The following is a 20,594-nucleotide window of genomic DNA, read 5'->3' as shown; positions in this document are numbered from 1 at the left end:
CCGACAAGCCGCACCCGTGATGGAAACAGCAATGAACTGGACCTGGTTTCACAAGCTCGGCTCGCCCAAATGGTTCTACGGCATCAGCGGCAAGCTGCTGCCGTGGTTGAGCCTCTCCGCCGTGCTGCTGATCGGCACCGGTCTGGTCTGGGGCCTGGCGTTCGCGCCGCCCGACTACCAGCAAGGCAATAGCTTTCGCATCATCTATATCCACGTGCCTGCCGCGATGCTGGCCCAGTCCTGCTACGTGATGCTGGCGGTGTGTGGCATCGTCGGCCTCGTGTGGAAGATGAAACTCGCCGACGTCGCCCTGCAATGCGCCGCGCCGATCGGTGCCTGGATGACCGCCGTGGCACTCGTCACCGGGGCGATCTGGGGCAAACCGACCTGGGGCTCGTGGTGGGTGTGGGATGCGCGACTAACGTCGATGTTGATCCTGCTGTTCCTGTACTTCGGACTCATTGCCCTGGGCAACGCGATCAGTAATCGTGACAGCGCCGCCAAGGCCTGCGCGGTGCTGGCGATTGTCGGCGTGATCAACATCCCGATCATCAAATACTCCGTGGAGTGGTGGAACACCCTGCACCAGGGCGCCACCTTCACCCTCACCGAAAAACCAGCGATGCCTGTCGAAATGTGGGCGCCGTTGCTGCTGATGGTGCTGGGTTTCTACTGCTTCTTCGGCGCCGTGCTGCTGCTGCGCATGCGCCTTGAAGTGCTCAAGCGTGAAGCCCGCGCCAGTTGGGTCAAGGCCGAAGTGCAAAACAGCCTGGGAGCGCGCGCATGAGTTTTGCTTCTTTCAGCGAGTTTCTCGCCATGGGCCATCACGGCCTGTACGTCTGGACGGCCTATGGCATCTGCCTGGCGGTGCTGGCCCTCAACGTCGCCGCGCCGATCCTGGCCCGCAAGCGTTACCTGCAACAAGAGGCGCGTCGTCTGCGCCGGGAGAGCGAAAAGTGAATCCGCTGCGTAGAAAGCGTCTGTTGATCATCCTGGCCATCCTGGCCGGCGTCGGTATTGCCGTGGCCCTGGCCTTGAGTGCCTTGCAGCAGAACATCAACCTGTTCTACACCCCGACCCAGATCGCCAATGGCGAAGCGCCGGTGGACACGCGCATCCGCGCTGGCGGCATGGTGGAGAAGGGCTCGTTGAAACGCTCCGGCGACTCCCTCGACGTGACCTTTGCAGTCACGGACTTCAGCAAGTCCGTGACCATCAGTTACCGCGGCATCCTCCCGGACCTGTTCCGCGAAGGCCAGGGCATCGTCGCCCTCGGCAAGCTCAACGCCGACGGCGTGGTAGTGGCCGATGAAGTGCTGGCCAAGCACGATGAGAAATACATGCCGCCGGAAGTCACCAAAGCCCTGAAAGACAGCGGTCAATCCGCGCCAACCCCTGCCAAGGAGGGCTGAGTGATGACGTCCGCATTGTTTATTCCGGAGTTGGGCCAGTTGGCGATGATCCTCGCCTTGTGCTTTGCCATCGTGCAAGCCGTGGTGCCGCTGCTCGGCGCCTGGCGCGGCGACCGCTTGTGGATGAGCCTGGCGCAGCCCGCCGCCTGGGGCCAGTTTGCGTTCCTGTTGTTCGCATTTGGCTGCCTGACCTACGCCTTCATGACTGACGACTTTTCCGTCGCGTATGTGGCGAACAACTCCAACAGCGCCTTGCCCTGGTACTACAAGTTCAGCGCCGTGTGGGGCGCCCACGAAGGGTCGCTGCTGCTCTGGGCATTGATCCTCGGCGGTTGGACCTTCGCGGTGTCGGTGTTCTCCCGGCAACTGCCGCAAGTCATGCTGGCGCGCGTGCTGGCAGTGATGGGCATGATCAGCATCGGTTTCCTGCTGTTCCTGATCATGACGTCCAACCCGTTCAGCCGCATCCTGCCGCAGATCCCGGCGGACGGGCACGACCTCAACCCGCTGCTGCAGGACATCGGCCTGATCGTGCACCCGCCGATGCTCTACATGGGTTACGTGGGTTTCTCGGTGGCCTTTGCCTTCGCCATCGCGGCCTTGCTCGGTGGGCGCCTGGATGCGGCCTGGGCGCGCTGGTCGCGTCCATGGACCATCGTCGCCTGGGCCTTCCTCGGCATCGGCATCACCCTGGGTTCATGGTGGGCCTACTACGAACTCGGCTGGGGTGGCTGGTGGTTCTGGGACCCGGTGGAAAACGCCTCGTTCATGCCCTGGCTGGTGGGCACGGCGTTGATTCACTCGCTGGCGGTCACGGAAAAACGCGGCGTGTTCAAGAGCTGGACGGTGTTGCTGGCGATTGCAGCGTTTTCCCTCAGCCTGCTCGGCACGTTCCTCGTGCGTTCGGGTGTTTTGACTTCGGTCCACGCGTTCGCGTCCGACCCGGAGCGCGGCGTCTTCATCCTGATCTTCCTGCTGTTCGTGGTCGGCGGCTCCCTGACCCTGTTCGCCTTGCGCGCGCCGGTGGTCAAGAGCCAGGTCGGTTTCAACCTGTGGTCGCGCGAAACCCTGTTGCTGGGCAATAACCTGGTACTGGTAGTGGCGGCGTCGATGATTCTGCTCGGTACCCTGTACCCGCTGGTGCTGGATGCGCTGAGCGGCGCCAAGCTGTCCGTCGGCCCGCCGTACTTCAACGCGTTGTTTATTCCATTGATGGGCCTGTTGATGGTGGTGATGGCCGTCGGCGTGCTGGTGCGCTGGAAAGACACACCAGTGAAATGGCTGGCCGGCATGCTGATGCCGGTGCTGTTGGGCAGTGTGGCCCTGGCGGTGATCGCCGGCATCGCTTATGGCGACTTCAACTGGGCGGTGCTCGCCACCTTCCTGCTTGCCGCCTGGGTATTGCTGGCCGGCGTGCGTGACATCGTCGACAAGACCCGCCACAAGGGCCTGATCAAGGGCCTGCCGAGCCTGACCCGCAGCTACTGGGGCATGCAGATCGCCCATATCGGCATCGCCGTGTGTGCCCTCGGCGTGGTGCTCTCCAGCCAGAACAGCGCTGAACGCGACCTGCGCCTGGCACCGGGCGAGTCCATGGACCTAGCCGGTTACCACTTCATCTTCGAAGGCGCCAAGCACTTCGAGGGGCCGAATTTCACCTCGGACAAAGGCACCGTGCGCGTCGTCCGCAACGGTAAGGAAATCGCGGTGCTGCACCCGGAAAAACGCCTGTACACCGTACAGAGTTCGATGATGACCGAGGCCGGTATCGACGCGGGGTTCACCCGCGACCTGTATGTGGCCCTGGGTGAACCGCTAGGCGAGGGCGCCTGGGCGGTGCGGGTTCACGTCAAGCCGTTTGTGCGCTGGATCTGGTTCGGCGGCCTGCTCACCGGTTTCGGTGGTTTGCTGGCGGCGCTGGACCGACGTTATCGGGTCAAGGTCAAGAGCCGGGTGCGGGAAGCGCTGGGCATGCAGGGAGCGGCGGTATGAAGCGTTGGTTGATGGTATTGCCGCTGGCGGCATTCCTGGTGGTGGCGGTGTTCCTGTATCGCGGTTTGTATCTGGACCCGGCCGAGCTGCCTTCGGCGATGATCGGCAAGCCGTTCCCGGCGTTTTCGTTGCCAACGGTGCAGGGCGATAAAACCCTGACCCAGGCCGACCTGCTGGGCAAGCCGGCGCTGGTCAACGTGTGGGGCACCTGGTGCATTTCCTGCCGCGTCGAACACCCGGTGCTCAACACGCTCGCCGAGCGCGGCGTGGTGATCTACGGCATCAACTACAAAGACGACAACGCCGCCGCGCTGAAATGGCTGGCCGAGTTCCACAACCCGTACCAGTTGGACATCCGCGATGAGGACGGCAACCTCGGCCTCAACCTCGGCGTGTACGGCGCGCCGGAAACCTTCTTCATCGATGCCAAGGGTGTGATCCGCGACAAGTACGTCGGCGTGATCGACGAAGTGGTGTGGCGCGAGCAACTGGCCGCCAAGTACCAGGCGCTGGTCGACGAGGCCACGCCATGAAGCGTCTGTTAGCCGCTGCAGTATTGGCCCTGGGCCTGGCCGGTGTGGCCCACGCCGCCATCGACACCTACGAATTCGCCAACGACACGGACCGCGAACGCTTCCGCGAGTTGACCAAGGAGCTGCGCTGTCCCAAGTGCCAGAACCAGGACATCGCCGACTCCAACGCCCCCATCGCCACTGACCTGCGCCGAGAGATCTTCCGCATGCTGGGTGAAGGCAAGGACAACCAGCAGATCATCGACTTCATGGTCGACCGCTACGGTGATTTCGTGCGCTACAAACCCGCGCTCACCGGCAAGACCGCACTGCTCTGGTTCGGCCCCGCCGGGCTGTTGCTGGCCGGCGTGGTGGTGATGGCCGTGATCGTGCGCCGCCGCCGCGCTGCACCGACTGACGGCTCCGACGCGCTGTCCCCCGAAGAGCGCAAACGTCTCGACCACTTGCTGGACACCAAGACTGATGATTGATTTCTGGCTCGCAGCCGGCTTGCTGCTTTTGATTGCCCTGAGTTTCCTGCTGATCCCTGTACTGCGCGGCCGCCGTGCCCAGCGCGAAGAGGACCGCACCGCGCTGAACGTCGCGCTGTACCAGGAGCGTGTCGCCGAGCTGCAAGTGCAGCAAGCCGAAGGCGTGCTCAATGCCGCCCAACTCGACACCGGCCGCGCCGAAGCCGCCCGCGAATTGCTGGCGGATACCGAAGGCGTGGAAAAGCCTCGCGAATCGCGCCTGGGCAAACCGCTGCCGTTGTTGGCCGCGGTGCTCGTGCCGGTGCTGGGGTTGGGTTTGTATCTGCATTTCGGTGCCAGCGACAAGGTCGAACTGACCCGCGAATTTTCCCAGCCGCCGGTGTCGATGGAAGACATGACCCACCGCCTGGAACGCGCCGCCGCCGCCCAGCCGGACTCAGCCGAAGGCCTGTACTTCCTTGGCCGTGCCTACATGGCCCAGGACCGTTCTGCCGACGCGGCGAAGGTCTTCGAACGCACGGTCGCCCTGGCCGGGCGCCAGCCGGAACTGCTTGGCCAGTGGGCCCAGGCCCAGTACTTTGCCGACAACAAACAGTGGTCGCCCAAGGTCCAGGCCTTGACGGACGAAGCGTTGAAGCTCGATCCGAAGGAAGTCACCAGCCTGGGTCTGCTGGGTATCGCGGCCTTCGAGGGCAAGCGTTATCAGGAAGCGATCGACTATTGGAATCGCCTGCTGGCCCAGTTGCCGCCGCAAGACAATTCCCGTGCAGCGCTGCAAGGCGGCATTGACCGTGCGGCGCAGAAACTCAAGGAAAGCGGTGGCAGCGTCGCGCAGAAACCCCTGATGAAGGTGCGTGTCGACCTGGCGCCGGAGGTGAAAGCCAAGGCCCTGCCGACGGACAGCGTGTTCATTTTTGCCCGCGCAGTGCAGGGCCCTCCGGCGCCGTTGGCGGCCAAGCGGGTGACGGTTGCCGAGCTGCCGATCACCGTCGAACTGGGCGATGCCGACGCGATGATGCCGCAATTGAAACTGTCGAACTTCGCCGAAGTCCAACTGGTTGCGCGCATATCCCGGGCCGGTCTTCCGACCGCAGGCGAATGGATCGGCCGCAGCCCACCCCTGGCCAGCACCACCACTGCCTTGCAGCAGCTGACCATCGACAGTCCGGACCCGTAATTTCGAGGAAACGCCCATGACCGCATTTGCACGCATCACCTTGCTCAGCCTGGTAGTGGGACTGAGCGCTTGTGCGGTCCATCGGCCCCCTCCGGCGCCCACGGGCCCGACCATTCCGCCTTCGGGCCCGTCGACCCAGCCGAGCACCAAGCCCAGCACCCCGGTGACTGCACCGCCGAAAAAACCGGTGCCAACCTCGTCGCCGACCTTTGCCCCACCACCGGGAGCGGCGAGCCACTGGGACGGCAACATGAAGGTCTACGTGCTCGAAGACCAGCCCGACACCTTCTACCGCCAGCGCACCTACTACCGTTGGAGCAATGGCTGGAGCCGCTCCATCAGCCCGAACGGCCCGTGGGAAGACACCAACGTGCAGGGCGTGCCGCCGGGGTTGAGCAAAAAGTACGCGCAATGACACAAGGCGACCTTCAGGTCGCCTTTTTCTTGCCCGTCAAACACGCTCCTGATCGTTCCCACCACTGGCGAGCCAACGCTTACAATGAGATCCTTTCCCGGCAATTTCCTTGAGCAATACACACAGGTTTTTCGATGACAGGCAGGTTGATCTATCTCATCGGCCCCTCGGGCTCGGGCAAGGACAGCCTGTTGGACGCCGCACGCGCACGCTTGGCCGAACGCGGTTGCTGCATTGTGCGCCGCGTCATCACCCGCTCCGCGGAGGCCGTCGGTGAAGCGGCTCAAGGCGTGAGCCCGGAGCAGTTTGCCGCGATGCAGGCCGACGGTGCGTTCGCCCTGAGTTGGCAGGCCAACGGCTTGAGCTATGGCATTCCCACCGTGATCGATGAGTGGCTGGCGGCGGGGCGGGACGTGTTGGTCAACGGCTCCCGAGCGCATCTGGCGCACGCGCGCGCGCGTTATCCGGCGCTGCGGGTGTTGCTGCTGACAGTGGATCAAGCCGTGCTGCGCCAGCGCCTGATCGCGCGCGGGCGCGAATCGCTGGCCGAGATCGAAGAGCGCCTGGCGCGCAATGCGCGGTTTACCACTGAGGTGATCAGCGGCAATGCGTCGGGGCTGTTCGTGCTGGATAACTCCGGACCGTTGGCCGAGAGCGTCGAGCGCTTGATGCAGACTCTGGATGCCTAAGGGTTCAACAACTGCTCGACGAAGTCCACGAACGCCCGCGCCTTGGCACTCGCCATCCTGCCGGTAGGGAACACCGCCCACAGGTCCCGCGCCGGCAGTTTCCAGTCGCAGAGCACAGCCTTCACCTCGCCGCTGGCCAACTCCGGGGCGAACATCCACGTAGAAGACAACGTCAGCCCCAGATGACTCAGCACCGCCGCACGCACACCCTCTGCCGCGGTGACTCGCACCCGGCCGTGGGCCACGACGGGATACACCGATTCGCCTTGAGAGAAGGCCCACTGTGAACCTTCCCCCCGGGTGTAGATGATCGCTTCGTGGTGCAGCAGGTCCGCCGGTGTCGAGGGCTCGCCGCACCGTTCGAAGTAGGCGGGAGTGCCCAGGATCACGCAGGGCGATTCGCTGATCTTGCGAGCGGTGAGGCTGGAGTCCTCCAGGTTGCCCATGCGCAGCGCGACGTCGATGCCTTCTTCCACCAGGTTGAGGCTGCGGTCATCGAGGACCACGTCCACCTTCAGTTCGGGGTACTGCGCCAGGAAGGCGCCGAGGTGAGGAATGATGTGCATGCGGGCGAAGGTCACCGACGCACTGATGCGCAGGTTGCCGCTGAGCCCCGCACCGGCGCCACGCGCGGCGTCGTCGGCCGCGTTGGCTTCATCAATAGCGCGCTTGGCTTTCTCGAAAAACGCCAGGCCTGCCTCGGTAGGCGCAAGACCGCGCGTAGAGCGCAGCACCAATCGCACCGCCAAGCGTGTCTCCAGTTGCGCAATGCTCTTGGACACAGCGGGCTGGCCGATGCCCAGGCGCTTCGCCGCAGCGGAAAACGAGCCGGTTTCGACCACGTGGACAAAGGTTTCCATGGCGGCAAGGCGGTCCATCGGGTGTTCCTGTTTAGCTCGGCGGCGCTCAAGCCTAAGGTGATGAACCGCAGCTGTCATGCTTTTCCAGCGCAGGCGGGTGGCTTTCAACATTCTGTAAAATAGCCATCAGTCAGACTTGGGGGTTATGTGCTTGAGCAAAGATAACTCTAGAGTTACTTTTTTCGAGCCAGCCAAGGAGGCAGTGGTGCAAAGCAGGTTATTGATCAAGGCGCTGCAAGACGCGGGCTGGGTACGGTGAGAAGCATCCGGAAACGTGCTGGTTTGTTTGAGTTTTAAGGAGAGCATTCATGCAGTACCCGATCTCTATCGAATGGGGCGATGACTTCACCGCCACCGGCATTCAGATCCCCGACATTCCAGGCGCCGCGACTGCCGGGGATAGCTTTGAGGAGGCGTACAACGCCGCCGTGGAAGTCGCGCACATCATGCTGCAAGCAATGGCCGCAAAGGGCAGGCCGATTCCGATGCCAAGCTCTGTGGCCCACCACCATGCCCACGAAGACTACGCAGGCATGGGCTGGGGCATGTTGGAGCTGGACGTTACGCCTTATCTGGGCAAGACCGAGAAGGTCAATGTGACCTTGCCCGGTTATGTCATCCAGCGTATCGACCGCTACGTGCGCGAGCACAAGGTGAAAAGCCGCTCGTCATTTCTGGCGGACGCGGCTTTGGAGAAGTTGGTGCGTTCTTGACATCCCACCACTGTGGCGAGGGGGCACGCGCCTTCGCCACAGGTTATTCGACAGGTTGATGGGTTCAGGCCACAACCGGGGTGGCTTGGCGCGAGGCACTGAGGAACCGCAGCAACGCCAGCAAGGGAAACGCGCTGCCCACCAGCATCACGCCCAGCCAGCCGCCGTGTTCGTACACGCTGCTGGCAATCGCCGAACCGAACGCGCCGCCGATGAAGATGCTGGTCATGTACAGCGCATTCAGACGGCTGCGGCTGTTGGCGTCGAGGGCATAGACGGCGCGCTGGCCGAGGACCATGTTCATTTGCACGCAGAAGTCCAGGACCACGCCGGTGACGGCCAGGCCGATCACGCTGTACAGCGGGTGGACGAAGGCCGGCAGGAAGCTCAACGCACCAAACAGCATGGCCAGCAGCGACGCACGGTGAGTGTGGCCCGCATCGGCCAGGCGACCGGCGATGGGCGCGGCGATGGCACCGATGGCGCCCACCAGGGCGAAGATCGCGATCTGGGTCTGGCTCAGGCCGTGGTTACGCACCAGCTCCAGTGGGGCAGCGGTCCAGAACAGGCTGAAGGTGGCAAACATGCAGCCCTGGTAGAACGCACGCTGGCGCAGTACCGGCTGTTGGCGCAGCAAGGTGCCGAGCGAGCGCAGCAACTGGCCGTAGGTGGCGCTGTGGTCGGGCTGGCGCTTGGGGATGGTCAGCAGCAACACCACGCTGATGAACGCCATCAATGCTGCGGCCGCCATGAACATCGCACGCCAGCCGAAGTGATCCGCCACCACGCTGGAGACGGGTCGTGCCAGCAGGATGCCGAGCAACAGGCCGCCCATGATGCTGCCCACCACACGCCCTCGGGATTCGGCGGGCGCCAGGTGCGCGGCCAGCGGAATCAGGATCTGCACCGACACCGAGCTGAAACCGATCAACAGCGACACCAGCAGGAACAGGTTCGGTTGCTCGGTAAATCCCGCACCCAGCAGGCTGGCGATGGCGAGCACCGTGGTGCTGATCATCAGTTTGCGGTTTTCCAGCAAGTCACCCAGGGGCACCAGGAAGAACAGGCCAAGCGCGTAGCCGATTTGCGTCAACGACACGATCAGGCTGGCCATGGCCGGGGTGAGGCCGATGTCGGGTGCGATCAGCTCGATGATCGGCTGCGCGTAGTAGATGTTGGCAACGATGGCGCCGCAGCAAAACGCAAACAGCATCACCATGCCTCGGGTCAGGGTGGTGGTAGCGGGGGACGTAGGGTTCATGGTGTTCTCATTAAGGCGAATGAAAGTGGAGCGAGCCTAAAGCCAACACCGGAGCTCGAGTAGGCCGCTGGCAGTGATAACTCTCATGCCTGGCAATGATACATTCAGAAACATCTGTGCGCAGAAACCAATGTGGGAGGGGGCTTGCTCCCGATGGCCGTGGGTCAGTGGAGGCTATTCCAACTGATACACCGCTATCGGGGGCGAGCCCCCTCCCACTTTTTTACCGCAGTAATTAGTTACTGACCGGAGTAGATCTGGTCGAACACACCACCATCGTTGAAATGGGTTTTCTGCACGGTACGCCAGTCGCCGAAGGTCTTCTCTACCGACAGGAAGTCGACTTTCGGAAAGCGATCGGTGTACTTGGCCAGCACTTTCGGGTCACGTGGACGCAGGTAGTTGTTGGCCGCGATTTCCTGGCCTTCCGGTGACCACAGGTACTTCAGGTAGTCCTCGGCTGCTGCGCGGGTGCCTTTCTTGTCGACCACTTTGTCGACCACCGACACCGGCGGCTCAGCCTCGGCGGAGACGCTTGGGTAGATCACTTCGAACTGATCACGGCCGAATTCACGGGCGATCATTTCCGCTTCGTTTTCAAAGGTCACCAGCACGTCGCCGATCTGGTTGGTCATGAAGGTCGTGGTGGCCGCGCGGCCACCGGTATCCAGCACCGGCGCCTGTTTGAACAGTTTGCCAACGAACGCCTTGGCCTTGTTTTCGTCGCCGCCGTTCTTCAGGACATAGCCCCAGGCTGACAGGTAGGTGTAGCGGCCGTTACCCGAGGTCTTCGGGTTGGGCACGATCACTTGCACGCCGTCTTTCAACAGGTCCGGCCAGTCTTTCAGGGCCTTGGGGTTGCCCTTGCGCACGATGAACACGGTGGCTGACGTGAAGGGCGCACTGTTGTTCGGCAGGCGGGTGACCCAGTTGTCCGGCACCAGTTTGCCATTGTCGACCAGGGCATTGATGTCGGTGGCCATGTTCATGGTGATGACGTCAGCCGGCAGGCCGTCGATCACCGAACGCGCTTGTTTGCTGGAGCCACCAAAGGACATCTGCAAGGTCAGCTTGTCATTCGGGTGCTCGGCATCCCAGTGCTTCTGGAAGGCCGCGTTGTAGTCCTTGTAGAAATCGCGCATCACGTCGTAGGAGACGTTGAGCAGTGTCACGGGGGCGGCCTGGACGGCGCCCGCCAGGGCAAGGCCGGCGGCCAGTAGGGAGGCGCTTACGAGTTTTTTCACTGCTCATTCCTTGTTGTTCGAGAAGGTGGCTGGATAAGTGACGGCAATTTGCCAGCGACTATAGCCGGGCGCGCATAGACGTTTAAAGATTAAAACGTACTTTGCTTATTCCGCTTTATGGAAAAGATTATTCCCACAGCGCGAACAGAATGCGGCGTTCGGCTCATGGGTGTTTTTCTTGCACACCGGGCAGTCATGCTGCAGTTGTTCACCGCGCATCGCACTGGCCAGCTCGGCGGTGAAAATCCCGGTGGGCACGGCGATGATCGAGTAGCCGGTGATCATCACCAGTGACGAAATCACCTGGCCCAGCGGCGTTTTCGGCACGATGTCGCCAAAGCCCACGGTGGTCAGGGTGACGATGGCCCAATAGATACCCTTGGGAATACTGGTAAACCCGTGTTCCGGGCCTTCGATCACGTACATCAAGGTGCCGAACACCGTCACCAGGGTGCACACGCTCACCAGGAACACCACGATTTTCTGCTTGCTGCCACGCAGCGCCGCCATCAAGTAGTTGGCCTGCTTGAGGTAGGGGCTGAGCTTGAGCACGCGGAAGATCCGCAGCATCCGGATGATGCGGATGATCAACAGGTACTGCGCATCGCTGTAATACAAGGCGAGGATGCCGGGTACGATGGCCAGCAGGTCCACCAGCCCGTAGAAGCTGAAGGCATAGCGCAACGGCTTGGGCGAGCAGTACAGCCGCAAGCCGTACTCGATGGCGAAGATCAGCGTGAAGCCCCACTCGATGTAGGCCAGCACGTCGGCGTAGTTCTGGTGGATCTCGTCGATGCTGTCGAGCATCACGATCACCAGACTGGCGAGGATGATCAGCAGCAGGATGCCGTCAAAGCGCCGCCCCGCTGCCGTATCACTTTGAAAAACCATGACGTAGAGCCGTTGGCGCCAGTCGTTGTTGCTGTCCATAAAGCCCGCCTGAAACTGATATCGAGCAAGCCTAGGGGGATTCGAAGGGGCTGTCCATGCGCGGTTTCTGAAGCATGCGCACGCCCGCATGCACCAGCCAGCAGGCGAGGATGAAGGGCGCGGTCAACGTGGGCAGGTGCAGGCCGGCAAAGCCCGGGGTCAGCAGGATTGCCAGGGCGATACCGAGCAGCGGCAGCCAGGGTCGTCGGCCTGCGTGGCTCAACGCCAGGGCCGCGAGTGCCGGGTTGTAGCTGTGCAGGCCGAGGAGGGCGCCGGCCGCTTCGCCGTGCAGCAAGGCGAAGAGCACGCCGGCACTTGCGCCCATCAAGGCCCACAGCGCGGCACGCCGATTGGCCAGCCACAGGCCGAGTGCAATCGACAGGCCGGCCAGGGGCTGGTCCAGCAGCATGATTTGCGCGAGCCCGGTGAACGGTGCGGCCAGGATGCCAAGGATGTCCGGGGTCACCAGGGCAACGGTATTGTCCGCGGCCGTGCCCAGCAGTAACCAGCCAAGGCCCACGAACGGCGCGGTGTAGACCGGCAGGCTCTCTGGCCGCGTCGCGTGCTTCAACCATTGGCGCGTGAGCATCGCCGCCAGCCCGCCGCACGCCAGGATCAGCGGTGGCAACAACGCCGACCAGGCGAACTGCTGGCTGATCAACACTCCCAGCAGCACGCCGTTATAGCTGTACAGCCCTGCCTGGCGCTCGGCTTTGGGATAACCCCGGCGCTGGGCCGTGAGCAACCCCGCCACGCCACCCAGCAACGCCCCGCCGAACAACGCCGGGGCGCCGATCAGGATGGCCAGCAGGCACAAAAGTCCGCACAGCGGATGGCGTTGCAGGAAGATCTGGCTGAAGCCGTTGAGCAAGGCTTCGGCCCAGTCGGGGCAGGTCTGGTTGTGCATGGCACACTCCCTGTAGGAGCGGGCTTGCCCGCGAAAAACCTGAGAGCGCCGCGTGCATTCAGCATGCCCGCGTCATCGTTAACGTTTTTCGCGAGCAAGCTCGCTCCTACAGTAGGGTTTCGATACGCAGTGAGTTGGTCGACCCCGGCTGCCCGAACGGCACCCCGGCGGTAATCACCAGCGTATCCCCACGCTGCGCCATGCCTTGCGCCTGGGCGATTTCCAGCGCCGTCGAACACACCTCATCCACCTGGCGCAGCCGATCATTGACCACCGAATGCACCCCCCACGCCACGCTCAAGCGCCGCGCCGTAGACAGGTTGGGCGTGAGGTTGAGGATCGGCGCCACCGGCCGCTCCCGCGCCGCGCGCAGGCTAGAGCTGCCCGACTCGCTGTAGTTCACCAGCACCGCCACCGGCAGGATGCTGCTGATGCGCCGGATGGCGCAGCTGATGGCGTCCGACACTGTCGCATCTGCTTTCGGTCGGCTGACGTCCAGCTGGGTCTGGTAATCCGGGCCATTTTCCACCTGGCGGATGATCTTGCTCATCATCTGCACGGCTTCCAATGGATACTCGCCGGACGCGGTTTCCGCCGACAGCATCACCGCGTCCGCACCTTCGGCGACGGCGTTGGCGACATCGGTAACTTCGGCACGGGTCGGCGCCGGCGAGAAACGCATGGACTCCAGCATCTGTGTGGCCACCACCACCGGTTTGCCCAATTGGCGACAGGTGCTGATGATGTCCTTCTGGATCTGCGGCACGCTCTCGGCTGGCACTTCCACGCCCAGGTCGCCTCTGGCCACCATGATCGCGTCGCTCAGCTCGGCGATTTCCCGCAAGCGTTGCACCGCCGAGGGTTTCTCGATCTTGGCCATCAGGAACGCCTTGTCGCCGATCAGCTCGCGGGCTTCGCGGATATCTTCCGGGCGCTGCACGAATGACAGCGCCACCCAGTCCACGCCCAGTTCGAGGCCAAAGCTCAAATCGCGCCGGTCCTTGGCGGTCAGCGGGCTGAGTTCGAGCAGGGCTTGTGGGACGTTCACGCCTTTGCGATCAGACAATTCGCCGCCATTCAGCACGGTGGTGTCGATGGCGTCCGCGTGTTTGGTGATCACCCGCAGGCGCAGCTTGCCGTCGTCCAGCAGCAGGTCCATGCCCGGCTCCAACGCCGCGATGATCTCCGGGTGGGGCAGGTTGACCCGGCATTGGTCGCCCGGCGCCGGGTCCAGGTCCAGGCGCAGTGCCTGGCCGCGCACCAGTTGCACCTTGCCCTCGGCGAAGCGCCCGACGCGCAGCTTCGGCCCTTGCAGGTCCATGAGGATGCCCAATGGGTAGTTGAGCTGGCGCTCCACCTGGCGGATCCACTGGTAGCGTTGGGCGTGGTCGGCATGGTCGCCGTGGCTGAAGTTGAGGCGGAAGATATTCACCCCGGCCTCCACCAGCTCGCGGATGTCGTCGATACCGTCAGTGGCCGGGCCCAGGGTGGCGAGGATCTTGACCTTCTTGTCAGGCGTCATGGTTGGCAGTCTCAAGAATCAGGATGGCGCGGAAGTCATTGACGTTGGTGCGCGTCGGCTCGGTGACGATCAGGTCGTCGAGGGCCGCGAAGTAGCCGTAGCCGTTGTTGTTGTCCAGCTCGTCACTGGCCGACAGGCCCAGCGTTTCGGCGCGCGAATAGCTGCACGGGGTCATGATGGCGCCGGCGTTGTCTTCCGAACCGTCGATGCCGTCGGTGTCACCGGCCAGGGCGTAGACGCCGGGCAGGCCCTTGAGGCTGTCGGTGAGGCTCAGCAAGAACTCCGCATTGCGCCCGCCACGGCCATTGCCGCGCACGGTCACGGTGGTTTCGCCGCCGGAGAGGATCACGCACGGCGCCGCCAAGGGTTGGCCGTGTTGCACGATTTGCCGCGCGATGCCGGCGTGCACCTTGGCCACGTCCCGCGCTTCGCCTTCGAGGTCGCCGAGGATCAGCGGGCTGAACCCGGCCTGGCGGACTTTGACCGCCACCGCTTCCAGGGATTGCTGGGGGCGGGCGATTAGCTGGAAGTGGCTGCGGGCGAGCACCGGGTCGCCAGGCTTGACGGTTTCCGAGGCCGGGTTCTGCAACCAGCTGCGCACCGAGGCGGGGGCATCGATGTTGTAGCGTTTGAGGATCGCCAGGGCCTGGGCCGAGGTGCTCGGGTCGCCGACCGTAGGGCCGGAGGCAATGACCGTGGCCTGGTCGCCCGGCACGTCGGAAATCGCGTAGGTATAGACCGTGGCGGGCCAAGCGGCTTTCGCCAGGCGCCCGCCCTTGATTGCCGAGAGGTGCTTGCGCACGCAATTCATCTCGCCAATGGTCGCGCCGGATTTGAGCAGGGCTTTGTTGAGGGTTTGCTTGTCGGCCAGGGTGATGCCTTCAGCCGGCAGGGCGAGCAGGGCAGAGCCACCGCCGGAAAGCAGGAAGATCACGCGGTCGTCTTCGCCGAGGTTGCTGATCATTGCCAGCACCCGCTGGGCCACGGCCAGGCCGGCAGCGTCGGGGACCGGGTGGGCGGCTTCGACCACTTCGATTTTCTTGCACGGCGCGCCATGGCCGTAGCGGGTGACGACGAGGCCGGTGACTTCGCCCTGCCAGCAATTTTCCACGACAAGGGCCATGGCGGCAGCCGCCTTGCCGGCGCCGATCACGATGACACGGCCGCTGCGGTCGGCGGGCAGGTAGGGTTCAAGGACTTGCCGGGGGTGGGCGGCGTCGATAGCTGTGGCAAACAGCTCGCGAAGCAGGTGTTGTGGATCGACCGACATAAGCGGGCTCCCGGGGATTTTTTGTTATTAGAGGTGCAGCAATGGCAGGCCTTGAAATGCAATCAAACTGTGAGAGGGGCTTGCCCCCGATGGCGGTGCATCAGTCAGCACATCTGTAGCTGACCCACTGCAATCGGGGGCAAGCCCCTCCCACCTTTGATCGCATTTCAGATCAGGGGTTACTTGTCGCGGATCGAGAAGTTGGCCATATGTTCCAGGCCCTTGATCAACGCCGAGTGGTCCCAGTTGCCGCCGCCAATCGCGGTGCAGGTGCTGAACACCTGCTGGGTGCCGGCAGTGTTCGGCAGGTTGATCCCCAGCTCCTTGGCGCCGGCCAGCGCCAGGTTCAGGTCCTTCTGGTGCAGGTTGATACGGAAACCCGGATCGAAGGTGCCCTTGATCATGCGTTCGCCATGCACTTCCAGGATCTTCGACGAGGCAAAACCACCCATCAGCGCTTCACGCACCTTGGCCGGGTCGGCGCCGTTCTTGGCGGCGAACAACAGCGCTTCGGCCACGGCCTGGATGTTCAGCGCGACGATGATCTGGTTGGCAACCTTGGCGGTCTGGCCATCGCCGTTGCCGCCCACCAGGGTGATGTTCTTGCCCATGGCCTGGAACAGCGGCAGGGCGCGTTCGAAGGTCTGCGGCTCGCCGCCGATCATGATGCTCAGGGTGCCGGCCTTGGCGCCGACTTCACCGCCGGACACCGGGGCGTCCAGATACTGCGCGCCGCTCTCGTTGATCTTTGCGGCGAACGCCTTGGTGGCGGTGGGGGAGATCGAACTCATGTCGATCACCACTTTGTTCGGCGACAGGCCGGCGGCTACACCGTCCTTGCGGAACAGCACGTCGTCGACCTGCGGGGTGTCCGGCACCATCACGATGATGAACTCGGCTTCCTGGGCGACTTGCTGCGGGTTGGCCAGGGCGATGGCACCGGCGTCGATCAGGGCTTGCGGGGCCTTGCCGTGGTGCTCGGAGAGGAACAGTTGGTGACCTGCTTTCTGCAGGTTCGCAGCCATGGGTTGACCCATGATGCCGGTGCCGATAAATCCGATTTTAGCCATGACGAAAATCCTCTTGTTAGTGCACCCCCTCCCACATGGGGGAGGTGGTGTGTTTGTCAGATCGCGTTGTGGGTCTTGAGCCAGCCCAAACCGGCCTCGGTGGTGGTCAACGGCTTGTATTCACAGCCGACCCACCCCGTGTAGCCAATGCGGTCCAGGTGTTCGAACAGGAAGCGATAGTTGATTTCCCCCGTGCCCGGCTCGTTGCGCCCTGGGTTGTCCGCCAGCTGAATGTGGTTGATCTCACTCAGGTGCGCGGCCATGGTGCGGGCCAGGTCACCTTCCATGATTTGCATGTGGTAGATGTCGTATTGCAGGAACAGGTTGGCGCTGCCCACCTGCTCGCGGATCGACAGCGCCTGGGCGGTGTTGTTCAGGTAGAAGCCGGGGATGTCGCGGGTGTTGATCATCTCCATCACCAGCTTGATGCCCGCTGCCTGCAACTTGTCGGCGGCGTACTTGAGGTTGGCGACGAAGGTCTTCTCGACGGTCTCATCGTCAACGCCTTGCGGCCGGATACCTGCCAGGCAGTTGACCTGGGTGTTGCCCAGGACCTGCGCGTAGGCGATGGCCAGGTTGACCCCGGCCCGGAACTCCTCGACCCGGTCCGGGTGGCACGCCAGGCCGCGCTCGCCCTGGGCCCAGTCACCGGCCGGCAGGTTGAACAGCACTTGCGTCAGGCCATTGGCGTCGAGTTGTGCCTTGATTTCAGCCGAGCTGAATTCGTAGGGGAACAGGTACTCGACCCCCTGGAAACCGGCCTCGGCAGCCGCTTTGAAACGGGCAAGAAAATCCTGTTCGGTAAACAGCATGGACAGGTTGGCGGCGAAACGCGGCATAGGGTTCTCCTTAATCGAGCAGGGAAATGGCGGTCGGCGCATCGTTGCCGACCAGTGCCAGATCTTCGAATTCGTTGACGGCGTTGATCTCGGTGCCCATCGAAATATTGGTCACGCGCTCCAGAATAATCTCAACGATCACCGGAACCTTGAATTCTTCGATCATTTCCTCGGCGCGGCGCAGGGCCGGCGCAATCTGGCTCGGCTCGAACACACGCAAGGCCTTGCAACCCAGGCCTTCGGCGACGGCCACGTGGTCTACGCCATAGCCGTTGAGTTCCGGGGCGTTGAGGTTGTCGAAAGACAGTTGCACGCAGTAGTCCATTTCGAACCCGCGCTGGGCCTGACGGATCAGGCCGAGGTAAGAGTTGTTCACCACGACGTGGATGTACGGCAGCTTGAATTGCGCGCCCACGGCCAGTTCTTCGATCATGAACTGGAAGTCATAGTCGCCCGACAGCGCCACGACCTTGCGGCTCGGGTCGGCCTTGACCACGCCGAGTGCCGCCGGAATGGTCCAGCCCAACGGGCCGGCCTGGCCGCAGTTGATCCAGTGACGTGGCTTGTAGACGTGCAGGAACTGCGCGCCGGCAATCTGTGACAGGCCGATGGTGCTGACGTAGCACGTGTCTTTTCCGAACACCTGGTTCATCTCTTCGTACACCCGTTGCGGCTTGACCGGTACGTTGTCGAAGTGGGTCTTGCGGTGCAGGGTGGCCTTGCGCTGTTGGCAGTCATTGAGCCAGGCGCTGCGGTCCTTGAGCTTGCCGGCGGCTTTCCACTCGCGGGCCACTTCGATAAACATCGTCAGGGCGGAACCGGCGTCGGACACGATGCCCAGGTCCGGGGTGAACACGCGGCCAATCTGGGTCGGTTCGATGTCGACGTGAATGAACTTGCGGCCCTCGGTGTACACCTCCACCGAGCCGGTGTGACGGTTGGCCCAGCGGTTGCCGATGCCCAGCACTACGTCCGATTTGAGCATCGTCGCGTTGCCATAGCGGTGCGAGGTCTGCAGGCCGACCATGCCGACCATCTGTGGGTGGTCATCCGGGATGGTGCCCCAGCCCATCAGGGTCGGGATCACCGGGATGCCGGTCAATTCAGCAAATTCAACCAGCAACTCGCTGGCGTCGGCATTGATCACACCGCCACCGCTCACCAGCAACGGGCGCTCGGCTTGGTCCAGCAGCGCCAGGGCTTTTTCCACCTGGACGCGGGTGGCCAGTGGCTTGGCCAGGGGCAGCGGCTGATAGGCGTCAATGTCGAATTCGATCTCGGCCATCTGTACATCGAATGGCAGGTCGATCAACACCGGGCCCGGGCGGCCGGAGCGCATCTCAAAGAAGGCTTTCTGGAAGGCGTAAGGCACCTGGCCAGGTTCTAGGACGGTGGTTGCCCACTTGGTCACCGGCTTGACGATGCTGGTGATGTCGACGGCCTGGAAGTCTTCCTTGTGCATGCGGGCACGCGGTGCTTGACCGGTGATGCACAGGATCGGGATCGAATCCGCCGAGGCGCTGTACAGGCCGGTGACCATGTCGGTACCCGCCGGGCCCGACGTGCCGATGCACACGCCGATGTTGCCGGCCTTGGTGCGGGTGTAGCCCTCGGCCATGTGCGAGGCGCCTTCAACGTGGCGAGCAAGGACGTGATCGATGCCACCCACCTTCTGCAAGGCCGAGTACAGCGGGTTGATCGCAGCGCCTGGGATACCGAAAGCGGTGTCCACGCCTTCACGGCGCATTACCAGAACGGCGGCTTCGATTGCTCTCATTTTGCTCATGGTTTTGGTGCCTCTTGCGTTTTGTAATTGTATACAAGTGGTGTCTGGACAAAGTGTATTCACGCCGAGCGGGGAAGGTCAATCCATTTTATTGGCTAGCCTTGGCGTTCGTCGGAAGGCACTTTTTCGACGTGTGGAGGGTTTGTGCGAAAATATTGTATACAAAAACAAATGTCATTGTGTTCTATTTGTTTGATCGGGCATCTGATTCAACAGAGCTCCACCGCATTCCCAATAACAAAAGAAGGACGGCACCATGAGCGCTTTAACCTTGAAAATCGCCACCCAACTCGCCAGCCAGGCCCTGAATGCCGGGCGTACCATTTCGGCGGCGCCCTTGACGATCGCGGTACTCGACAGTGGCGGGCACCTGGTCACCCTGCAGCGCGAGGACGGCGCCAGCCTGCTGCGCCCGCAAATCGCCATCGGCAAAGCCTGGGGCGCGATTGCGTTGGGCAAGGGCTCACGCCTTTTGGCGCTGGACGCGCAGCAACGGCCGGCGTTTATCGCGGCGCTGAACAGCCTGGGGCAGGGCAGCGTGGTGCCGGCGCCCGGTGGGGTGTTGATTCGGGATCAGCAGGGTGTGGTGTTGGGGGCGATCGGCATTAGCGGGGATACGTCGGATATTGATGAGCAGTGCGCGATTACGGCGATCGAGGGGGTGGGGTTGTTGGCGGATGCGGGGGTGTCTGCTTGATTCTTTGCTGACTGTCAGGGCCTCATCGGGGGCAAACCTCCTCCCACATTAAACCGTGTTCCAAGGGGTGTACCCGGTCGAGTGTGGGAGGGGGCTTGCCCCCGATTGGCACAGGCACCTTGGTTTTTCAGTCCGGCTCACACCCTTTCAATACCAAACGAATAATGGTCTGCGCCGCCGCCTCATAGTCAGCCTCATCCAGCTTCGCCTTCCCTGTCACCGCTGAAATCTGCCAGTCGAAGTCCGCGTAGGTCTGGGTCGCGGCCCAGATGCTGAACATCAGGTGGTTGGGGTCAATGGCCGCGATCAGGCCGCGATCTACCCAGCTTTGGATGCACGCGATGTTGTGCTTGGCCTGGGCGTTCAGCTGTTCGACCTGATCGGCGCTGAGGTGCGGGGCGCCGTGCATGATTTCGCTGGCGAACACTTTGGAAGCAAACGGCAGGTCGCGGGAGATGCGGATTTTCGAGCGGATGTAATTGCTTAGCACTTCTTGGGGGGGAGCCTCGGGATTAAACGGCGTGGACGCCGCCAGGATTGGCTCGATAATGCTTTCGAGCACCTCGCGGTAGAGGTTGTCCTTGGACTTGAAGTAGTAATACACGTTGGGCTTGGGCAGCCCGGCCTTGGCGGCGATGTCGCTGGTTTTGGTCGCGGCGAAGCCCTTGTCGGCAAACTCCTCGCTGGCCGCCCGCAGGATTTTTTCTTTGTTGCGCTCGCGAATGCTGCTCATAAACCAGGAATTTCCTTGCCACTATGGCGGTTGCGCATGGTAGCACCGGCTATCCGCGAGCCTCAACAAGGCGC

General features: G+C 62.8%; 22 protein-coding genes. 11 read left to right on the top strand and 11 right to left on the bottom strand.

The window, feature by feature from the left end:
- Positions 1–31 precede the first annotated feature (31 nt).
- From CQ041_RS08075 to phnN, 9 genes are all read left to right on the top strand, one after another.
- On the top strand, positions 32–787 hold the full coding sequence (locus CQ041_RS08075; RefSeq protein ID WP_105522293.1) for a heme ABC transporter permease: 756 nt from the start codon (positions 32–34) through the stop codon (positions 785–787).
- Positions 784–960 carry a heme exporter protein CcmD gene (ccmD, locus tag CQ041_RS08070; RefSeq protein ID WP_105522292.1) on the top strand — a complete coding sequence of 59 codons (177 nt, stop codon included), beginning with the start codon at positions 784–786 and terminating at the stop codon, positions 958–960. The genes CQ041_RS08075 and ccmD overlap by 4 nt, the downstream gene beginning before the upstream one ends.
- Positions 957–1,412 carry a cytochrome c maturation protein CcmE gene (ccmE, locus tag CQ041_RS08065; RefSeq protein WP_105522291.1) on the top strand — a complete coding sequence of 152 codons (456 nt, stop codon included), beginning with the start codon at positions 957–959 and terminating at the stop codon, positions 1,410–1,412. Before ccmD ends, ccmE begins: the two co-directional genes overlap by 4 nt.
- A 3-nt stretch (positions 1,413–1,415) precedes the next feature.
- Positions 1,416–3,404, top strand: a complete 1,989-nt coding sequence (locus tag CQ041_RS08060) for a heme lyase CcmF/NrfE family subunit (protein WP_105522290.1) — start codon at positions 1,416–1,418, stop codon at positions 3,402–3,404.
- On the top strand, positions 3,401–3,937 hold the full coding sequence (locus CQ041_RS08055) for a DsbE family thiol:disulfide interchange protein (protein WP_105522289.1): 537 nt from the start codon (positions 3,401–3,403) through the stop codon (positions 3,935–3,937). Before CQ041_RS08060 ends, CQ041_RS08055 begins: the two co-directional genes overlap by 4 nt.
- Positions 3,934–4,407 carry a cytochrome c-type biogenesis protein gene (locus CQ041_RS08050; RefSeq protein ID WP_105522288.1) on the top strand — a complete coding sequence of 158 codons (474 nt, stop codon included), beginning with the start codon at positions 3,934–3,936 and terminating at the stop codon, positions 4,405–4,407. Before CQ041_RS08055 ends, CQ041_RS08050 begins: the two co-directional genes overlap by 4 nt.
- The gene (gene ccmI, locus CQ041_RS08045) at positions 4,400–5,584 is read left to right on the top strand and encodes a c-type cytochrome biogenesis protein CcmI (protein WP_105522287.1); all 1,185 of its coding nucleotides are present in this window, start codon (positions 4,400–4,402) and stop codon (positions 5,582–5,584) included. The genes CQ041_RS08050 and ccmI overlap by 8 nt, the downstream gene beginning before the upstream one ends.
- A 16-nt stretch (positions 5,585–5,600) precedes the next feature.
- Complete coding sequence (locus CQ041_RS08040) at positions 5,601–5,999, top strand: hypothetical protein (protein WP_105522286.1); 399 nt, start codon at positions 5,601–5,603, stop codon at positions 5,997–5,999.
- 134 nt (positions 6,000–6,133) lie between these two features.
- Positions 6,134–6,688, top strand: coding sequence for a phosphonate metabolism protein/1,5-bisphosphokinase (PRPP-forming) PhnN (gene phnN, locus CQ041_RS08035; protein WP_105522285.1), 555 nt, complete (start codon positions 6,134–6,136; stop codon positions 6,686–6,688).
- Here phnN and CQ041_RS08030 read toward each other — a convergent pair.
- On the bottom strand, positions 6,685–7,566 hold the full coding sequence (locus tag CQ041_RS08030) for a LysR family transcriptional regulator (RefSeq protein ID WP_105522284.1): 882 nt from the start codon (positions 7,564–7,566) through the stop codon (positions 6,685–6,687). The two genes, phnN and CQ041_RS08030, sit on opposite strands and share 4 nt — an antisense overlap.
- Before the next feature lie 290 nt (positions 7,567–7,856).
- Between CQ041_RS08030 and CQ041_RS08025 the strand changes: the two genes are divergently transcribed.
- Positions 7,857–8,261 (top strand): type II toxin-antitoxin system HicB family antitoxin, encoded by a 405-nt coding sequence (locus CQ041_RS08025; RefSeq protein WP_105522283.1) that lies wholly within the window; start codon positions 7,857–7,859, stop codon positions 8,259–8,261.
- A gap of 64 nt (positions 8,262–8,325) precedes the next feature.
- Here the strand turns inward: CQ041_RS08025 and CQ041_RS08020 are convergent, their stop codons facing one another.
- The 9 genes from CQ041_RS08020 to gcl form a co-directional block, all read right to left on the bottom strand.
- Entirely contained in the window at positions 8,326–9,522 is a 1,197-nt protein-coding gene (locus CQ041_RS08020) for an MFS transporter (RefSeq protein ID WP_105522282.1), read from the bottom strand.
- Positions 9,523–9,761: 239 nt separating this feature from the next.
- Complete coding sequence (locus tag CQ041_RS08015; RefSeq protein WP_105522281.1) at positions 9,762–10,766, bottom strand: sulfate ABC transporter substrate-binding protein; 1,005 nt, start codon at positions 10,764–10,766, stop codon at positions 9,762–9,764.
- Between the two features lie 105 nt (positions 10,767–10,871).
- Positions 10,872–11,696, bottom strand: coding sequence for an ion transporter (locus CQ041_RS08010; protein WP_105522280.1), 825 nt, complete (start codon positions 11,694–11,696; stop codon positions 10,872–10,874).
- A gap of 31 nt (positions 11,697–11,727) precedes the next feature.
- Positions 11,728–12,603 carry an urea transporter gene (locus CQ041_RS08005; protein WP_105522279.1) on the bottom strand — a complete coding sequence of 292 codons (876 nt, stop codon included), beginning with the start codon at positions 12,601–12,603 and terminating at the stop codon, positions 11,728–11,730.
- 106 nt (positions 12,604–12,709) lie between these two features.
- Entirely contained in the window at positions 12,710–14,125 is a 1,416-nt protein-coding gene (gene pyk / locus CQ041_RS08000) for a pyruvate kinase (RefSeq protein ID WP_105522278.1), read from the bottom strand.
- Positions 14,115–15,395, bottom strand: a complete 1,281-nt coding sequence (locus CQ041_RS07995; protein WP_105522277.1) for a glycerate kinase — start codon at positions 15,393–15,395, stop codon at positions 14,115–14,117. The genes pyk and CQ041_RS07995 overlap by 11 nt, the downstream gene beginning before the upstream one ends.
- Positions 15,396–15,574: 179 nt before the next feature.
- Positions 15,575–16,465 carry a 2-hydroxy-3-oxopropionate reductase gene (locus CQ041_RS07990; RefSeq protein ID WP_105522276.1) on the bottom strand — a complete coding sequence of 297 codons (891 nt, stop codon included), beginning with the start codon at positions 16,463–16,465 and terminating at the stop codon, positions 15,575–15,577.
- A gap of 56 nt (positions 16,466–16,521) precedes the next feature.
- Positions 16,522–17,304 carry a hydroxypyruvate isomerase gene (hyi, locus tag CQ041_RS07985; RefSeq protein ID WP_105522275.1) on the bottom strand — a complete coding sequence of 261 codons (783 nt, stop codon included), beginning with the start codon at positions 17,302–17,304 and terminating at the stop codon, positions 16,522–16,524.
- Between the two features lie 10 nt (positions 17,305–17,314).
- The gene (gcl, locus tag CQ041_RS07980) at positions 17,315–19,090 is read right to left on the bottom strand and encodes a glyoxylate carboligase (protein ID WP_105522274.1); all 1,776 of its coding nucleotides are present in this window, start codon (positions 19,088–19,090) and stop codon (positions 17,315–17,317) included.
- A gap of 256 nt (positions 19,091–19,346) precedes the next feature.
- Between gcl and CQ041_RS07975 the strand changes: the two genes are divergently transcribed.
- On the top strand, positions 19,347–19,787 hold the full coding sequence (locus tag CQ041_RS07975; RefSeq protein ID WP_105522273.1) for a heme-binding protein: 441 nt from the start codon (positions 19,347–19,349) through the stop codon (positions 19,785–19,787).
- 127 nt (positions 19,788–19,914) lie between these two features.
- Here CQ041_RS07975 and CQ041_RS07970 read toward each other — a convergent pair whose 3' ends face one another.
- A complete protein-coding gene (locus CQ041_RS07970; RefSeq protein WP_105522272.1) occupies positions 19,915–20,520 on the bottom strand; it encodes a TetR/AcrR family transcriptional regulator in 606 nt (201 codons plus the stop codon).
- Between the last annotated feature and the right edge of the window lie 74 nt (positions 20,521–20,594).

It is taken from the genome of Pseudomonas sp. MYb60 (assembly GCF_002979555.1).
In the GTDB taxonomy this organism is placed as follows: domain Bacteria; phylum Pseudomonadota; class Gammaproteobacteria; order Pseudomonadales; family Pseudomonadaceae; genus Aquipseudomonas.
The sequence above is the reverse complement of the archived record's forward strand: the minus strand, read 5'-3'. Positions and strand labels throughout refer to the sequence as shown.

Coding starts and splice junctions, on each gene's coding strand:
- CQ041_RS08075 (WP_105522293.1), top strand. CDS start 32: ATGAACTGGACCTGGTTTCACAAGCTCGGCTCGCCCAAATGGTTCTAC.
- ccmD (WP_105522292.1), top strand. CDS start 784: ATGAGTTTTGCTTCTTTCAGCGAGTTTCTCGCCATGGGCCATCACGGC.
- CQ041_RS08060 (WP_105522290.1), top strand. CDS start 1,416: ATGACGTCCGCATTGTTTATTCCGGAGTTGGGCCAGTTGGCGATGATC.
- CQ041_RS08055 (WP_105522289.1), top strand. CDS start 3,401: ATGAAGCGTTGGTTGATGGTATTGCCGCTGGCGGCATTCCTGGTGGTG.
- CQ041_RS08050 (WP_105522288.1), top strand. CDS start 3,934: ATGAAGCGTCTGTTAGCCGCTGCAGTATTGGCCCTGGGCCTGGCCGGT.
- ccmI (WP_105522287.1), top strand. CDS start 4,400: ATGATTGATTTCTGGCTCGCAGCCGGCTTGCTGCTTTTGATTGCCCTG.
- CQ041_RS08040 (WP_105522286.1), top strand. CDS start 5,601: ATGACCGCATTTGCACGCATCACCTTGCTCAGCCTGGTAGTGGGACTG.
- phnN (WP_105522285.1), top strand. CDS start 6,134: ATGACAGGCAGGTTGATCTATCTCATCGGCCCCTCGGGCTCGGGCAAG.
- CQ041_RS08030 (WP_105522284.1), bottom strand. CDS start 7,566: ATGGACCGCCTTGCCGCCATGGAAACCTTTGTCCACGTGGTCGAAACC.
- CQ041_RS08025 (WP_105522283.1), top strand. CDS start 7,857: ATGCAGTACCCGATCTCTATCGAATGGGGCGATGACTTCACCGCCACC.
- CQ041_RS08020 (WP_105522282.1), bottom strand. CDS start 9,522: ATGAACCCTACGTCCCCCGCTACCACCACCCTGACCCGAGGCATGGTG.
- CQ041_RS08010 (WP_105522280.1), bottom strand. CDS start 11,696: ATGGACAGCAACAACGACTGGCGCCAACGGCTCTACGTCATGGTTTTT.
- CQ041_RS08005 (WP_105522279.1), bottom strand. CDS start 12,603: ATGCACAACCAGACCTGCCCCGACTGGGCCGAAGCCTTGCTCAACGGC.
- pyk (WP_105522278.1), bottom strand. CDS start 14,125: ATGACGCCTGACAAGAAGGTCAAGATCCTCGCCACCCTGGGCCCGGCC.
- CQ041_RS07995 (WP_105522277.1), bottom strand. CDS start 15,395: ATGTCGGTCGATCCACAACACCTGCTTCGCGAGCTGTTTGCCACAGCT.
- CQ041_RS07990 (WP_105522276.1), bottom strand. CDS start 16,465: ATGGCTAAAATCGGATTTATCGGCACCGGCATCATGGGTCAACCCATG.
- hyi (WP_105522275.1), bottom strand. CDS start 17,304: ATGCCGCGTTTCGCCGCCAACCTGTCCATGCTGTTTACCGAACAGGAT.
- gcl (WP_105522274.1), bottom strand. CDS start 19,090: ATGAGCAAAATGAGAGCAATCGAAGCCGCCGTTCTGGTAATGCGCCGT.
- CQ041_RS07975 (WP_105522273.1), top strand. CDS start 19,347: ATGAGCGCTTTAACCTTGAAAATCGCCACCCAACTCGCCAGCCAGGCC.
- CQ041_RS07970 (WP_105522272.1), bottom strand. CDS start 20,520: ATGAGCAGCATTCGCGAGCGCAACAAAGAAAAAATCCTGCGGGCGGCC.